Raw genomic sequence first — 14,669 nt, 5'->3', positions numbered from 1 at the left:
GGACCACCATGAGCAAGAAAAACCGCCGCCCCCAGCCCCGACCGGCCCGCCCCACCGGAGCGATCGAACCGGCCTCCCACAGGAACACAGGGCCCGACACCCTCGCCCCAGGCCAACTCGAGACCCTGATCGGACTCATCGCCACCGGCGCCCTCGACGCGCACCTGCCTCAACTCGCCATCGCCATCCGCCAACGGCAGCACCACCTCACCACCGGCCACACCATCAAGGCCCTGGCCGCCTTCGCCCCCGGAGACCGCGTCCGGCTCAACCACCAGATCCGGCCCCTCTACCTACACGGCGCCACCGGCACCGTCACCGGATGGGCCGGGCAGAGCATCATCGTCCAGCTCGACGCCCCCACAGGCCGCTTCACCACCGGAGAGATCCGCTGCCCCTCCCTCGGCCTCGAACCCATCAGACGTGAGTAGTTACCGCCTCAGCGCCGCCCAACGCGCGCCCATCACGCCCCCGGTCAGCGTGCCGGACGCCTTCCGGGCGGCCGTGGCCCGCGCCCCCGGACGCACCGCCCTCGCCTACTTCGACGGCCGGCTGGACTACGCCGAGGTCGACGCGCTCTCCGACTCGGTCGCCGGTCACCTCGCCGCGCGGGGCGTGGGGCGCGGCGACCGGGTCGCCGTGATGCTCCAGAACACCCCGCACTTCGTGCTCGCCGTGCTGGGCGCCTGGAAGGCCGGCGGGATCGTCGTCCCGCTCAACCCCATGTACAAGTCCGGCGAGGTCGGCCACATCCTGCGCGACTCCGGCGCCGTCGCCCTGGTCTGCGACGTCCGTGCCTGGACCGGGTACCTCCGCGAGAGCGTCCGCGGCACCGGCGTCAGCGTCGCGCTCACCGCCCGCGACCGGGACTTCCAGACGCGCGACGACCCACGCGTCCTGGCGCCCGTCCCGGAAGCGGCCCCCGTCCCGGAAGCGTCCCCCGTCGCGGAAGCCGCCCCGGCCCCCGGCGCGGCCGGGCCGTCCGTCGAGGCCGCCGATTTCACCGCGGTGGCCCGCCAGGGCCGGCCCGCGCCCCCCGACCCGTGCTTCACCGCTTCCGACACGGCGCTCATCAGCTACACCTCCGGGACCTCCGGCACCCCCAAGGGCGCCCTGAACCCGCACGGCGCCCTCACTCACAACGCGACCCGCCAGGTCACCGGCCACCCCCTCCCCGAGGGCGCCGGCTACTTCGCCCTCGCCCCGCTCTTCCACATCACCGGCCTGGTCTGCGAGCTCGCCGCCTGCTTCGTCAACGCCGGCACCCTCGTCCTCGCCCACCGCTTCGAACCCGGCGCCGTCCTCGACGCCTTCCTCGAACACCGCCCCGCCTACACCGTCGGCCCGGCCACCGCCTTCATGGCCCTGGCGGCCCACCCCGCCGCGACCCCCGACCACTTCGCCTCGTTCCGGGTGGTCTCCTCCGGCGGCGCCCCGCTCCCGCCGGCCCTCGTCGAGCGGCTGCGCGCCCGCTTCGGCTTCTACCTGCGCAACGGCTACGGGCTCACCGAGTGCACCGCGCCCTGCGCCTCCGTACCCGTCCACCTCGAAGCCCCCGTGGACCCGGTCTCCGGCACCCTCTCCGTCGGCCTCCCGGGCGCGGACACCCTCGTACGCATCCTCGACGAGCGGGGCGTCGAGGTCCCGATCGGCGGGACGGGGGAGATCGCCGTCCGCGGACCCCAGGTCGTCCCCGGCTACTGGGGACTGCCCGAGGAGACCGCGAAGGCCTTCCCGGACGGCGAACTGCGCACCGGGGACGTCGGGTTCATGGACTCCGAGGGTTGGCTGTACGTCGTCGACCGGAAGAAGGACATGATCAACGCGTCCGGCTTCAAGGTCTGGCCCCGCGAGGTCGAGGACGTGCTGTACACCCATCCCGACGTACACGAGGCGGCCGTTGTCGGGGTCCCCGACCCTTACCGGGGGGAAAGCGTGAAGGCCTACGTGAGCCTGCGCCCCGGCGCCCGCGTCGAGCCCGCCGAGCTGTCCGCGTACTGCGCCGAGCGCATCGCCGCGTACAAGTACCCGAGGCAGGTGGAGATCCTGCCTGTCCTTCCCAAGACGAGCAGTGGCAAGATCCTGCGACGGGAACTGCGCGAACGCGGCTGAAAACAGTCGGACGGTCGCACGACGTCGCCCCACAACGGGCGAGGGATCAGGAAGGAAGGCGAGAGCCATGGCCGCCAAGACCACCACGGAGTCCGAGGGCACCGGCGACGCACCGGTGCCGCAGCGACTGCTGGCCGTCGCCACCCGGCTGTTCGCCGAACGCGGCTACGACCGCACCTCCGTACAGGAGATCGTCGAGGCGGCCGGGGTCACCAAGGGCGCGCTCTACCACTACTTCGGGTCCAAGGACGACCTGCTGCACGAGGTGTACGCGCGGATGCTGCGCCTCCAGCAGCAGCGCCTGGACGCGGTGGCCGATTCCGGGGCGCCCGTGGAGGAGCGGCTGCGCGCCGCGGCCGCCGACGTGGTGGTCACCACCATCGAGAACCTCGACGACGCCATGATCTTCTTCCGGTCGATGCACCAGCTCAGCCCCGAGAAGTTCAAGCAGGTGCGGGCCGAGCGTCGGCGCTATCACGAGCGCTTCCGGGCACTGGTCGAGGAAGGGCAGCGCACGGGGGTGTTCTCCACCGCGACGCCCGCGGACCTGGTGGTGGACTACCACTTCGGCTCCGTGCACCACCTGTCCACCTGGTACCGGGAGGACGGCCCGCTCACGCCGCAGCAGGTCGCCGATCACCTCGCCGACCTGCTGCTGCGCGCGCTGCGCCCTTGAGGCGGGCGGGGATCCCCCCTCACGCCCGCACCCGCCCCGCACACGAACGAACCGACCCGCCCCCCGACACGCCCCTGGAGGGGCGGTCGGGGGGCGGACCGGTTCAGGTCTGCCGGTCACCCGTTACGGGGTCACCTTGAGCAGCTTGTTCGCGGTACCCGCCGACGGGTTGGTCACCGCGTCCGCGGTGGCCGCACCGGTCAGCGCGGTGGCCGTCTCGGCCGGCGTCGCCGACGGGTGTCCCGCCAGGTAGACGGCCGCGGCACCGACCACGTGCGGGGTGGCCATGGAGGTGCCGGAGATCGTCTTGGTGCCGCTGTCACTGTCGTTCCAGTCGGACGTGATGTCCGAGCCCGGCGCGTACAGGTCCACCACGGAGCCGAAGTTGGAGAAGTCCGACTGCGCGTCGTCGATGGTGCTCGACGCCACGGTGATCGCCTCCGGGACACGGGCGGGGGAGCCCTGCCCGGCGTCCGTCGACTCGTTGCCCGCCGCGACGGCGAACGTGACGCCCGAGGCGATCGAGCGCTTCACCGCCTCGTCGAGCGCCTCGTCCGCACCGCCGCCGAGGCTCATGTTGGCCACGGACGGACCCTTGTGGTTCTTGGTGACCCAGTCGATGCCGGCGACGACCTGCTCCGTGGAACCGGAACCGTTGTCGTCGAGTACCCGCACCGCGACCAGCTTTGCCTTCTTGGCGACGCCGTGCTCCGTACCGGCGATGGTGCCGGCCACGTGCGTACCGTGACCGTTGCCGTCGTCGGCGCTGTCGTCGTTGTCCACCGCGTCGAAGCCGTGCGTGGCGCGGCCACCGAAGTCCTTGTGGCTCACGCGTATGCCCGTGTCGATGACGTACGCGGTCACCCCTTCACCGGCGGTGTCGGGGTAGTCGTACTTCTTGTCTCCCGCCGTCTTGGCCTGGTCGATCCGGTCGAGCCCCCATGAAGGCGGGTTGTCCTGCGTGGCGTTGATGTGGAACTTCTTGTTCTGCACGACCTTGCCGACGGCGGGATCCGCCGCGAGTCGCTTGGCCTCGGTCTCGCTGAGGCCGGAGGCCGAGAAGCCGTTGACCCCGGAGGTGTAGGTGCGTTGCAGTTCGCCGCCGTACTTGTCGGCGAGCTGCTCCTTGTCCGCGGCCGCGTCGAGAATGACCACGTAACTTCCGCTGATCGCGCCGGGCGCTCCCAGTCCGTAGACCGTGCCCTCGGCCGGTGTCGCCGCCCCCGCGAAGGGGGTCGCGAGCAGGGTCACGGCGGCCGCGGTGGCGGCTCCCGTGGCGACTGCCGCGTACCGGAAACCGCGCGAACGCTTGTGAGTTGCCATGTGGAGGGTTCTCCTCGTGTTGACGTGTGGGGCGTCAAACCTTCTGGAGAACCCTGTTCCGATTGACAGGCGCAAATCAAGATCGCACCCGCCTTCAGGGCTTTTTCAACAAGGTTTCTTAAAAGACCCCCCGCATCGTCTTCACCGTGCACACATGTTCGCCGGAACTCCCGCACGAACACGTCACGTTCACGCCCGCCCCGCGTGCTTCCTCAACTCCCGGTGGGCCAGGGAACGCTGATGGACCTCGTCCGGACCGTCCGCCAACCGCAGCGTCCGCGCCGCCGCCCACAACTCGGCCAACGGGAAGTCCTGACTGACCCCGCCCGCGCCGTGCAGTTGCACCGCCTGGTCGAGGATCCCCACGACCGCCCGCGGAGTCGCGATCTTGATCGCCTGGATCTCGGTGTGCGCGCCCCGGTTGCCCACGGTGTCCATCAGCCAGGCCGTCTTCAACACCAGCAGCCGCAACTGCTCGACGGTGACCCGGGCGTCCGCGATCCAGTTCTGCACGACGCCCTGCGAGGCCAGTTCCCTGCCGAAGGCGGTACGTCCGCTCGCCCGCTCGCACATCAACTCGATGGCCCGCTCCGCCATGCCGATCAGTCGCATGCAGTGGTGGATTCGCCCCGGGCCGAGCCGGGCCTGGGCGATGGCGAAGCCCGAACCCTCCTCGCCGATCAGGTTCGCGGCCGGCACCCGCGCCCCGTGGAACACCACCTCGGCGTGCCCGCCGTGGTCGTGGTCGGCGTACCCGTACACCGTCATCGCGCGGCGGACCTCCACTCCCGGGGTGTCGCGCGGGACCAGGATCATCGACTGCTGGCGGCGCGGATCGGCGCCGTCCGGGTCGGTCTTGCCCATGACGATGAAGATCTTGCAGTCCGGGTTCATCGCCCCGGAGATGTACCACTTGCGGCCCGTGACCACGTACTCGTCGCCGCCGGCGGAACGCTCGATGCGGGTCTCGATGTTCGTGGCGTCCGAGGAGGCCACGTCGGGCTCGGTCATGGCGAACGCCGAACGGATCTCCCCGTCCAGGAGCGGCTCCAGCCACCGCTTGCGCTGCTCCTCGTCGGCGAACTGGGCGAGCAGTTCCATGTTCCCGGTGTCCGGGGCGGCGCAGTTCGTCGCCATCGGCGCCAGGTGCGGGCTGCGCCCGGTGATCTCGGCGAGCGGGGCGTACTGGAGGTTGGTCAGCCCGGCGCCGTACCGCTCGCCGGGGAAGAAGAGGTTCCACAGGCCTTGGCGACGCGCCTCGGCCTTCAGTTCACCGAAGACGGCCGGGGTGTCCCAGGGCGAGGCCAGCCGCGCGCGCTGCTCGGCGGCGACGGCCTCCGCCGGGTACACGTACTCCTCCATGAACGCGTGCAGCCGTTCGCGGAGTTCCTCGGTCCGGGAGTCGAATGCGAAGTCCATGCGGGGTTCCTCAGCCTTCCTGGAGGGTGTGCAGACCGTGTTCGATGAAGACCGGGACCAGCTCGCCGATCCGGTCGAAGCCCGCTCCGACGGTCTGTCCGAGCGTGAAGCGGTAGTGGATGCCTTCGAGGATCACCGCGAGCTTGAACCAGGCGAAGGCGGTGTACCAGGCGATCGCGGAGGTGTCCCGACCCGAACGGGCGGCGTACCGCTCGACCAGTTCCGCGGGGGAGGGGTGGCCGGGCGCCCCGCTGGTCGTGCTGACGGGGGAGGCGGTCAGGCCCAGGTCCGAGCTGTACATCACCAGCAGCCCGAGGTCGGTCAGCGGATCGCCGAGCGTGGACATCTCCCAGTCGAGCACCGCCCGGATCGTGTCGTCCGGTCCGCCGATCAGGACGTTGTCGAGCCGGAAGTCGCCGTGCACCACGGTGGGGGCGGGGGAGTCGGGCAGGGCCCGGCCGAGCGCGCCGTGCAGTTCGTCGATCCCGGCGAGTTCCCGGCCGCGGGAGGCCGCGAGTTGCTTGCCCCACCGGCGCAACTGCCGGTCGAGGAAGCCCTCGGGGCGGCCGAAGTCACCCAGGCCCACGGCGTCCGGGTCCACGGCGTGCAGGTCGACCAGGGTGTCCACCAGGCCGAGCACGGCCCGTCGGGTGCGGTCGGGGCCGAGGGCGGACAACTGCTCGGCCGTCCGGTAGGGGACCCCGTCCACGTGCTCCATCACGTAGAACGGCGCACCGAGCACCGAGTCGTCCTCGCACAGCAGCACCGGCTCGGGCACCGGCACGGCCGTGCCGTGCAGGGCCGCGATGACCCGGTACTCGCGCCGCATGTCGTGGGCGGTCGCCAGGACGTGGCCGAGGGGCGGGCGGCGCACCACCCAGCGGGCGGCCCCGTCGGTGACCGCGTACGTGAGGTTCGAGCGGCCCCCCTCGATGAGGTGGCCGGTGAGCGGTCCCGCCACGAGTCCGGGGAGCGCGGCGTCGAGGTGACCGCGCAGCCGCTCGGGATCGAGGCCCGGGGGGCCGGTCGGGGTCGGTTCTGGCGCTGGGGTCATGGTGCGCACCTCCGTACGGGATGGACGGTGACGGAACGGACGAGAGTCATCATGCCGACCAGTCGGTATGCCGTCCAGAGGGTACGCCGAAACAAGCCCCGACACGCCGGGGCGTGTCGGGACTTGTCGGGGCGGGGGGCGAGCCGGGGGGGCGAGCCTCGTCGGGGCGGCCGACCTCCCCGGATCAGGCGTGGCAGAGGATCGCGGTGCCGCCGTTCATCACCGTCATGTCCCGGAGCACGGCCACGATGTCCAACGGGGCCCCCTCCGGTTCCCCGGCGAGTTCCGCGTACGCCCGGTGCAGGTTCGCCACCAGCCGCTCGCTCTCCCGCCAGGCCGCGAACTCGCCCAGGTCCGCCCCGAGCGCCGTCTCCAGCGGGGTCAGCCCCTTCGCCCGTCCCTCCAGGGCGAGTTCGGCGACGTGACGCAGGTACCGCTCGGTGGCCTCGTACGCCGAGGGGTCGGTCAACGGCCCGTGGCCCGGGACCACGGTCTCCGCGTCGAGGGAGCGCAGCAGCTCCATGGCCCGCAGCGAGCCGGACAGTGAGCCCATCGCCAGGAAGGGGGTGCCGCCCGCGAAGACCAGGTCCCCGGTGAACACCACCCGCTGCCCGGGCAGCCACACGAGCGAGTCGCCGGTGGTGTGGGCGACGCCCGGATGGATGACCCGCACCTCCATGTCACCCACGTGCAGGGTCGTCCGGTCGTTGTACGTGAGATCGGGAGGGACGATCTCCACGGCGCCGAAGTCGGTCGTGGGCCAGATCATCTCCAGCTGGTGCCCGGCGGCGAGCTGCTCGGCCCGCGCGTTGTCGTGCCCGAGGATCAGCGCCTCCGGGGCGAAGACCCCGTTGCCGTAGGTGTGGTCGCCGTGGTGGTGGGTGTTCACGACCGTGCGCGGCATCGGGACCCCGGTCGAGGCGACGGCCTCCCGCAGCGCCAGGGCCCGGCGCCGGGTGGCCGCGGTGTCGACGAGGAGCGTCCGGCCGCCGTCGCTCACGAAGCCGGCGTTGTTCAGGCACCAGCCCCCGTCCGGTTGGACGTAGGCGTGGACGCCGGCGGCGGGCTGGACGAGGTACGGCTCTTCGACGGTCATCTGCGTGCTCCCCGGGTCGCGTTGACGGGCCGTGGGCATCCTGCCGGCCGTGACGGAGCGCGGGGAGGGCGGGGTGAGGGGGAGCGGCGACGGACCCCGCCCCCGACCGGGACTCGGGTCGGGGGCGGGCGGACCGGCGGGACGGCCCGGGGAGGCGGGCCGGGGAACGCGTCGGTCAGTGGTCGTCGTAGTGGCCGTCGTGCTCGGCGTGCCGGTGCCCGTCGTGCAGGTAGTCGACGTGATTGCCGTGTCGGACGCTCTGGTGGCCGCAGTCCGCGCCGTGCGCGTGCGGGTGGCCCTCGTGGGTGGTGTGCTCGTCCGTCTCGCACTCGTCCCAGTGGCCGGAGTGCTCCCGGTGCAGATGGCCGTCATGCGCGTAGTCGACGTGATCGCCGTGCTCGACCTCGGTGTGACCGCAGCCGGGGCCGTGCGCGTGCGCGTGCGTGGGGTGCTCGTGGTGCAGGGTCGTCATGGCGCCGAGGCTAGTGCGAATCATCCGAGATCACCCCTTTTGTGCCGCTGGTTTCCCTCGCGTGTCCGAGCGGGAACGCGCCAGGCGGATCATCCCTTCATCGGCTCAGAGGATCACCGCCACCGCGAAGGCCGCCAGCGCCAGCGTGCACAACGCCGCCCCCACCGCCGAGCGCGGCGCCAACGGCGCCGGACGGTACGCCGCCAGCGCCCGGATCCTTCGGTGCGCCACCCCCAGGAACGCCAGCCACAGCAGCACGATCATCGCCACCCCGGCCACCTCCACCGGGGACCCGGATCCGCGCAGCGCCTGGCGCAGCGCCAGGACCGCCGTCACCGAGCACGCCAGCGTCGTACGCCGCCACGCGAGCCGGGTCCGCTCCGGCTGGAGCCCGGCGTCGCGGCCCCCGGCCGGGCCCGGACCCGGGCCGCTCACCGCGGGGCCGTCCAGCCCAACAGCACGACCGCCATCATCACCACGGCCACCAGACCGACCCCCAGACTGAGCACGACCGGGAACCGCGACAGCGGCAGGTCCTCGCCCCGCCGCATCGCCCGCTCGCACCGCGCCCAGTGGTTCACCGCCCGCAGGGCGCAGGCCGCGCCCACCGCCAGGAGGGCGAGGGCCATCCCGACCCGTACGCCCCACCGCAGGTCCGGCAGGAACTGGTCCACCGCGAACCCGCCGCCGACCAGCGCCAGCGCGGTGCGGATCCAGGCCAGGAAGGTCCGCTCGTTGGCGAGCGAGAATCGGTAGTCGGGGGTCTCGCCCTCGTCCCCCAGCCTCTCGGGTGCGAACCAGAGGCGCACGTCCTTGACGAAGTCGATCACCTGATCAATCTACTGGCGGGACTCCCGGTGCGCGCGCAGCCGCCGGTACGCCTCCAGTCCGTCCGGCACCCACGACCACCCGCCGTCCGCCACCCGCTCCGCCAGTTCCTCCTCGGACAGCCAGGCGTGCCAGGCCACCTCCGACTCCTGCGGCCGCACCGGCGCCTCGCAGCGCACCTCGTGCACGTACGACCACCAGGCCCCGCCCGGACCCTCGTACAGGAACTTGAACAGCGGCGTCGGCTGCGCCAACGAGGTCACCCCCAACTCCTCCCCGGCCTCCCGCAGCGCCGCGTGCGGATAGCTCTCCCCGGTGCCCAGCACCCCGCCCACGAACATGTCGTGGTGTGAGGGGAACACCAGCTTCGAGTCGGTCCTGCGGTGCACGAAGATCCGCCCCCGAGCATCCCTGACCTGCACGAACACACACCGGTGGAGGAGCCCCCGGGCGTACACCTCCCCGCGCGGGGCACTGCCCGTCACCCGGTCGTCCCGGTCCACCACGTCCAGTACTTCATCGGAGGCACTCACGGGTTCGTCCCCTCTTCGCTGTTGACTGGTTACCGCTCCGTAGCAAAGGATCTGCCCCACCACCGACCGGAGGACGGGCAGCGCATGACGTACGACGCAGACGTGATCGTGATCGGAGCGGGGCTCGCGGGCCTCGTCGCCACCGCCGAGCTCGTCGACGCGGGCCGCAAGGTCATCCTGCTGGACCAGGAGCCGGAGCAGTCCATCGGGGGTCAGGCGCACTGGTCCTTCGGCGGCCTCTTCTTCGTCGACTCGCCCGAACAGCGCCGGATGCGGATCAAGGACCACCGCGACCTCGCCCTCCAGGACTGGCACGGCACGGCCTGCTTCGACCGGGAGGAGGACGCCTGGCCGCGCCGCTGGGCCGAGGCCTACGTCGACTTCGCGGCCGGCGAGAAGCGGCCCTGGCTGCACGCCCAGGGGGTCCGCTTCTTCCCCGTCGTCGGCTGGGCGGAACGCGGCGGCTACGACGCCAACGGCCACGGCAACTCCGTCCCCCGCTTCCACATCACCTGGGGCACCGGCCCCGGCCTGGTCGAGCCCTTCGAGCGGCGGGTCCGCGCCGGCGTTGCCCGCGGCCTGGTCCGGTTGGCGTTCCGCCACAAGGTCACCGGGCTCTCCCGCACCGGCGGCGTCCTGGACACCGTCACGGGGGAGATCCTGGAACCCTCCGACGCCGTACGGGGCGCCGCGAGCGGCCGTGAGAGCGTCGGCGCGTTCTCCCTGCGGGCCCAGGCGGTCATCGTCACCAGCGGCGGGATCGGCGGCAACCACGACCTCGTGCGCAAGCAGTGGCCGGCCCGCCTCGGCACTCCTCCCGAGCGGCTGCTGTCCGGGGTGCCGGCGCACGTGGACGGCCTGATGCTCGGCATCGCCGAGGACGCGGGCGCCCGCCACATCAACAAGGACCGGATGTGGCACTACACCGAGGGCATCCAGAACTGGGACCCCATCTGGAACAAGCACGGCATCCGCATCCTGCCCGGCCCGTCCTCGCTGTGGCTGGACGCGACGGGCCGGCGGCTGCCCGTGCCGCTCTTCCCGGGCTTCGACACGCTCGGCACCCTCGACCACATCATGAAGACGGGGCACGACCACACCTGGTTCGTCCTCAATCAGCGGATCATCGGCAAGGAGTTCGGTCTCTCCGGCTCCGAACAGAACCCCGACCTGACCGGCAAATCGATCCGCCAGGTCATCGACCGCGCCCGACAGGCCGTGCCCGGCCCGGTCAAGGCCTTCATGGACAACGGCGCCGACTTCGTGGTCGAGCGCGACCTGGCCGCCCTGGTGCGCGGCATGAACGCCGTGACCGGGGAGGACCTGCTCGACGAGGCCACCGTGCGCCGCGAGGTCGTGGCCCGGGACCGCGAGATCCTCAACCCGTTCACCAAGGACCTCCAGGTGATGTCCCTCCACGGGGCGCGCAGGTACCTCGGCGACAAGCTGATCCGCACCGCCGCCCCGCACCGGATCCTGGACCCCGAGGCGGGCCCGCTGGTCGCCGTCCGGCTCTCCATCCTGACCCGCAAGTCCCTCGGAGGCCTGGAGACCGACCTCTCCTCCCGCGTCCTGGGCGCCTCCGGCGATCCGCTCCCCGGCGTGTACGCGGCCGGCGAGGCCGCCGGGTTCGGCGGCGGCGGGGTACACGGCTACCGCGCCCTGGAGGGCACCTTCCTCGGCGGCTGCATCTTCTCCGGCCGCGCGGCGGGCCGCGCCGCCGCCAAGGCGGTGAGCTGACCGGGCGGCGAGGCACACCGTCGGGCGGTCCGGTCGGCCGGCCCGCCCGACGCACCCGGGAAGGTACGACAGGGGCCACTTCGACGACAGCACTAGGTGGAAGGCAACAACTCCAGCACCCGGAACCGCTCCAGCACCACCCGGGTGTCGTCGTCCACCGTGAACCCCGGGTCGCCGATCGCCTCCCGGATCGGCGCGCTGTGCCAGAACCCCTCGTGCGAGGAGCGCCATTCGGCCACCGTCGCATACCCCTCGCCCTCGTCCAGCGCGTGCGCCAGGTCCACCTCGGCGAGCGCCACCACCCGCACCCCGGTCACCTCCACCAACGCGACCGGGCGCTCCAGCGAATCCACCAACACCGAGCGGTCGCCCGGCGCCGGCAAGGGCGCGCCCTCGGCCTCGTACTCGGGCAGCAGCCCCGTGGTCGCGGTCTTCGCCCCGCTGAGCACCGCGGCCACCAAGGCGTCCCGCAGCGGCCCCGGGAAGCCCAGGAGGCACGGAGGGAGATCGTCGTACGTCGTCATGCGTCCCACCCTATGCACGGCGCCGCCGACCCACGAAAGGGAATTCCCCCTCAACTCCACGCACCGTCAAACCAGTTGAAACCCGCCACCCCCTGGACCGGACCTTGACGCGGAGCAGTGCGTACCGCTTTGCTGTGCGTGATCATCCGGCAACACACCGGCCCGATCCCCTCACCCACCCGCTCCCGTGTCCTGGAGGGAACCCGCGGATGCCCCCTCCGCCGCCCCTCGGCCGCGCCCGCAAAAGGGACGCCCAGCTCTTCGACCCCGCCCTGTGCGACACGGAACTCGTCGACGTCCGCAGCCAGTTCAGTCAGGGTCGATGGGCCAAGGCACGCACCCTCCTCGTCGGCACCGCCGACGACTGGGACCGTCGGGGCCACCGCGTCGTCGTCCTCGCCGAGACCCCGGCCGCCACCGCCTGGGCCCGCGAATGGCTGCTCGCCGAACCCCACAGCGCGGACGCGGCCACCCTCCTCGCCTGCGCCACCGTCTTCACCGCCCTGCGCCGCAAGGGCACACCCGAGGCGGCGGAGGAGGCCTGCCGACGCGCGGCCGCGCTGCTCCCCGCCGACCCCACCCCCTGGCTCGCCCTGCTCCTGCTCACCCGTGCCTTCGGCACCGAGGAGGAGTTCAGCCGCCATTTCGACCAGGTCCGGGCCCGCCACCGGGAGCACCACCACGCCCACCACCTGATGGTCGCCAAGCTGGCCGAGCGCACGCCCGACGGCGGCCTCGACCCGCTCCACGAGGTCTACGACTTCGCCGCCTGGGCGGCCGAGGAGTCCCCGGCCGACTCCCCGCTCGCCGTGCTCCCCGTCATCGCCCACGCGGAGCGCTACCGGGTGCTCGCCGCCACGGGCGGACCCGGCGGGGCCGTCTCCCACTGGTCCGGCCGCCGCGCCCGCCAGGTACTGCGCTCCGCCTTCGACTGGTGGCTCGAATGGGAACGGGACGACCACCCCCGCAACCGGGTGGACCTCAACTACCTCGCCCACGCCAAGCTCTCCGAGGGACGCTCCGCCGAGGCCGCCGCCCTCTTCCACCGGATCGGCCGCCACGCCACCCCCGCGCCCTGGTCGTATCCGGACCTCGATCCGCACAAGGCGTTCCTCGCCGCGCGCAGTGCGGCGCTGGGCACCGCTTAGCAGGACACCCCCAGTCCCCTCCCCGAAAGGACGCCACCATGGCGACGGGCAGATCCGCCACGCTCACCGACCCCGCCGAGATACGCACGTACAAGGGCCAGGACCGGGCCCTGCGCGCCGGCCGCCTCGGCACCGCCGGGCTGCTGCTCTCCGTACTCGCCGCCAGCGCCCCCCTGATGGTGGTCGCCGGTGTCATGCCGACCATCTTCGGCGTCATGGGGATCGTCGGTCAGCCGCTGCTGTTCGTCGTGCTCGGCGCGGTCCTCGCGCTGTTCAGCATCGGCTACGCCGAGATGAGCCGGCACGTCCACAACGCCGGCGCCTTCTACGCCTACATCGCGCGCGGCCTCGGCCCCACCGCCGGCGCCTCCGCCTCCTTCGTCGCCCTCATCGCCTACAGCGCCATGCAGGTCGGCGTCTTCGGCATCCTCGGCTTCGAGATCTCCGGCCTCTTCGCCACCTACCTCGACGTCGAACTCGCCTGGTGGATACCGGCCCTGATCGCGGTCGCGGCCACCGGCGCGCTCGGCTGGCTCAAGATCGACCTCAACGCCAAGGTGCTCGGCGTCCTGCTCCTCATCGAATGCGCGCTCGTCGTCGTCTTCGACGTCGCCGCCCTCGGCAAGCCCGGCCCCGAAGGCCTCTCGCTGCACGCCTTCAACCCCGAGACCCTCACGGGCGCCGGCCTCGGCACCGCCCTGTGCTTCTGCATCGCCGCCTTCGTCGGCTTCGAGCAGTCCCCGGTCTACGCCGAGGAGACCAGCAAGCCGCACATCGTCGTCTCCCGGGTCATGTTCCTCGCCGTCGGCTTCGTCGCCCTGTTCTTCGCCTTCAGCGCGTGGGCGCTCACCGTCGCCACCGGACCCGCCGACGTCGTCAAGACCGCCGCCGACGCCGGCCCCGGCCTGCTCTTCGCGCTCACCGAGAGCCGCCTGGGCGCCGGCTTCACCGACGTCCTGCACGTCCTCTTCGTGACCGGCATGTTCGCGGCGATGCTCAGCTTCCACAACGTGGTCGCCCGCTACGCCTTCGCCATGGGCCGCGAGGGCCTCCTCCCGGCCGCCTTCGGCCGTACCAACGCCGGCACCGGCGCCCCCGGCACCGGCTCGCTGCTGCAGACCGCCATCGCCGCGATCGTGGTCCTCGCCTTCGCCGTCACCGACGACGGCCCGGCCGGCGACCCCACGGCCCCCGTGCTGCACCTGTTCACCTGGATGGGCAGCGTGGGCGCCCTCGGTGTGACGCTCCTCATGGCCACGGCCTCCTTCGCCGTGATCGCCTTCTTCGTCCGCCGCGGCACCGCCGGCGCCCAGGTCTGGCGGCTCGTCGCGGCCGGCGCGGCCGGTCTGGCACTCCTGTTCATCGCCGTCTACACCGTCAAGGACTTCGCCGTCCTCGTCGGCGCCGAGGACGGCTCCGTGCTCAGCTGGGTACTGCCCGGCATCATCGGACTGGCCGCCGCCGGCGGCCTCGTCCACGGGCTGGCGCTCAAGTCCCGCCGCCCCGACGCGCACGCCCGGATCGGTCTCGGCAACGAGGCCTTCCGGCTCGACCAGGCCGCGGACCCCACCCCGGGGGACTGACCTCGCCGCCACGCATTCCAGCTCCAAAGAAGCCCCCGACACCCCTTTCCAAGGTCGTCGGGGGCTTCCGCGCACATGGACCGGGTTTTGGTGGGTAGCGGAGCCTCATGGTCTCCTGGGGCGACCACACACGGACCGCGGCGCCGGAGACACCACAGAAC

At 72.2% G+C, this 14,669-nt stretch carries 15 protein-coding genes; 6 read left to right on the top strand and 9 right to left on the bottom strand.

Annotation, left to right across the window (positions count from 1 at the left end; all coding sequences use genetic code 11):
• Positions 1-8 precede the first annotated feature (8 nt).
• The 3 genes from OTB19_RS23820 (at position 9) to OTB19_RS23810 (ending at position 2,788) form a co-directional block, all read left to right on the top strand.
• Complete coding sequence (locus OTB19_RS23820) at positions 9-431, top strand: hypothetical protein (protein WP_267800397.1); 423 nt, start codon at positions 9-11, stop codon at positions 429-431.
• A complete protein-coding gene (locus tag OTB19_RS23815; protein WP_267800396.1) occupies positions 424-2,112 on the top strand; it encodes an AMP-binding protein in 1,689 nt (562 codons plus the stop codon). Before OTB19_RS23820 ends, OTB19_RS23815 begins: the two co-directional genes overlap by 8 nt.
• Before the next feature lie 67 nt (positions 2,113-2,179).
• Positions 2,180-2,788 (top strand): TetR/AcrR family transcriptional regulator, encoded by a 609-nt coding sequence (locus OTB19_RS23810; protein WP_267800395.1) that lies wholly within the window; start codon positions 2,180-2,182, stop codon positions 2,786-2,788.
• A 123-nt stretch (positions 2,789-2,911) separates the two neighbouring features.
• On the opposite strand, the gene OTB19_RS23805 is transcribed toward OTB19_RS23810, so the two are convergent.
• The 8 genes from OTB19_RS23805 to OTB19_RS23770 all read right to left on the bottom strand — a co-directional run bounded on the left by OTB19_RS23805 (position 2,912) and on the right by OTB19_RS23770 (position 9,513).
• Complete coding sequence (locus OTB19_RS23805) at positions 2,912-4,111, bottom strand: S8 family peptidase (protein WP_267800394.1); 1,200 nt, start codon at positions 4,109-4,111, stop codon at positions 2,912-2,914.
• A gap of 189 nt (positions 4,112-4,300) precedes the next feature.
• Positions 4,301-5,530: an acyl-CoA dehydrogenase family protein gene (locus tag OTB19_RS23800; RefSeq protein ID WP_267800393.1), complete on the bottom strand. Its 1,230-nt coding sequence runs from the start codon at positions 5,528-5,530 to the stop codon at positions 4,301-4,303.
• A 10-nt stretch (positions 5,531-5,540) separates the two neighbouring features.
• The gene (locus OTB19_RS23795; protein WP_267800392.1) at positions 5,541-6,584 is read right to left on the bottom strand and encodes a phosphotransferase family protein; all 1,044 of its coding nucleotides are present in this window, start codon (positions 6,582-6,584) and stop codon (positions 5,541-5,543) included.
• Positions 6,585-6,768: 184 nt separating this feature from the next.
• Positions 6,769-7,680, bottom strand: a complete 912-nt coding sequence (locus OTB19_RS23790; RefSeq protein ID WP_267800391.1) for an MBL fold metallo-hydrolase — start codon at positions 7,678-7,680, stop codon at positions 6,769-6,771.
• Positions 7,681-7,855: 175 nt separating this feature from the next.
• Positions 7,856-8,152, bottom strand: a complete 297-nt coding sequence (locus tag OTB19_RS23785) for a hypothetical protein (RefSeq protein WP_267800458.1) — start codon at positions 8,150-8,152, stop codon at positions 7,856-7,858.
• Between the two features lie 105 nt (positions 8,153-8,257).
• Entirely contained in the window at positions 8,258-8,587 is a 330-nt protein-coding gene (locus OTB19_RS23780) for a DUF202 domain-containing protein (protein WP_267800390.1), read from the bottom strand.
• The gene (locus OTB19_RS23775) at positions 8,584-8,982 is read right to left on the bottom strand and encodes a YidH family protein (protein ID WP_267800389.1); all 399 of its coding nucleotides are present in this window, start codon (positions 8,980-8,982) and stop codon (positions 8,584-8,586) included. Before OTB19_RS23775 ends, OTB19_RS23780 begins: the two co-directional genes overlap by 4 nt.
• A gap of 9 nt (positions 8,983-8,991) precedes the next feature.
• Positions 8,992-9,513, bottom strand: coding sequence for an NUDIX hydrolase (locus tag OTB19_RS23770; RefSeq protein ID WP_267800388.1), 522 nt, complete (start codon positions 9,511-9,513; stop codon positions 8,992-8,994).
• 84 nt (positions 9,514-9,597) lie between these two features.
• Between OTB19_RS23770 and OTB19_RS23765 the strand changes: the two genes are divergently transcribed.
• Positions 9,598-11,253 (top strand): FAD-binding dehydrogenase, encoded by a 1,656-nt coding sequence (locus OTB19_RS23765; RefSeq protein ID WP_267800387.1) that lies wholly within the window; start codon positions 9,598-9,600, stop codon positions 11,251-11,253.
• A gap of 92 nt (positions 11,254-11,345) precedes the next feature.
• On the opposite strand, the gene OTB19_RS23760 is transcribed toward OTB19_RS23765, so the two are convergent.
• Positions 11,346-11,777, bottom strand: coding sequence for an ASCH domain-containing protein (locus OTB19_RS23760; RefSeq protein WP_267800386.1), 432 nt, complete (start codon positions 11,775-11,777; stop codon positions 11,346-11,348).
• Between the two features lie 209 nt (positions 11,778-11,986).
• Here OTB19_RS23760 and OTB19_RS23755 point away from each other — a divergent pair, with 209 nt between their 5' ends.
• Complete coding sequence (locus OTB19_RS23755) at positions 11,987-12,925, top strand: hypothetical protein (protein ID WP_267800385.1); 939 nt, start codon at positions 11,987-11,989, stop codon at positions 12,923-12,925.
• Between the two features lie 38 nt (positions 12,926-12,963).
• Entirely contained in the window at positions 12,964-14,508 is a 1,545-nt protein-coding gene (locus OTB19_RS23750) for an APC family permease (protein WP_267800384.1), read from the top strand.
• Positions 14,509-14,669 lie beyond the last annotated feature (161 nt).

This window comes from Streptomyces sp. H27-H5 (assembly GCF_026627505.1).
Lineage (GTDB): Bacteria > Actinomycetota > Actinomycetes > Streptomycetales > Streptomycetaceae > Streptomyces.
Note: the sequence above shows the minus strand (reverse complement) of the source record. Positions and strands in the feature narration are given on the sequence as shown.

Coding starts and splice junctions, on each gene's coding strand:
- OTB19_RS23800 (WP_267800393.1), bottom strand. CDS start 5,530: ATGGACTTCGCATTCGACTCCCGGACCGAGGAACTCCGCGAACGGCTG.
- OTB19_RS23755 (WP_267800385.1), top strand. CDS start 11,987: ATGCCCCCTCCGCCGCCCCTCGGCCGCGCCCGCAAAAGGGACGCCCAG.
- OTB19_RS23795 (WP_267800392.1), bottom strand. CDS start 6,584: ATGACCCCAGCGCCAGAACCGACCCCGACCGGCCCCCCGGGCCTCGAT.
- OTB19_RS23820 (WP_267800397.1), top strand. CDS start 9: ATGAGCAAGAAAAACCGCCGCCCCCAGCCCCGACCGGCCCGCCCCACC.
- OTB19_RS23810 (WP_267800395.1), top strand. CDS start 2,180: ATGGCCGCCAAGACCACCACGGAGTCCGAGGGCACCGGCGACGCACCG.
- OTB19_RS23750 (WP_267800384.1), top strand. CDS start 12,964: ATGGCGACGGGCAGATCCGCCACGCTCACCGACCCCGCCGAGATACGC.
- OTB19_RS23765 (WP_267800387.1), top strand. CDS start 9,598: ATGACGTACGACGCAGACGTGATCGTGATCGGAGCGGGGCTCGCGGGC.
- OTB19_RS23805 (WP_267800394.1), bottom strand. CDS start 4,111: ATGGCAACTCACAAGCGTTCGCGCGGTTTCCGGTACGCGGCAGTCGCC.
- OTB19_RS23760 (WP_267800386.1), bottom strand. CDS start 11,777: ATGACGACGTACGACGATCTCCCTCCGTGCCTCCTGGGCTTCCCGGGG.
- OTB19_RS23785 (WP_267800458.1), bottom strand. CDS start 8,152: ATGACGACCCTGCACCACGAGCACCCCACGCACGCGCACGCGCACGGC.
- OTB19_RS23790 (WP_267800391.1), bottom strand. CDS start 7,680: ATGACCGTCGAAGAGCCGTACCTCGTCCAGCCCGCCGCCGGCGTCCAC.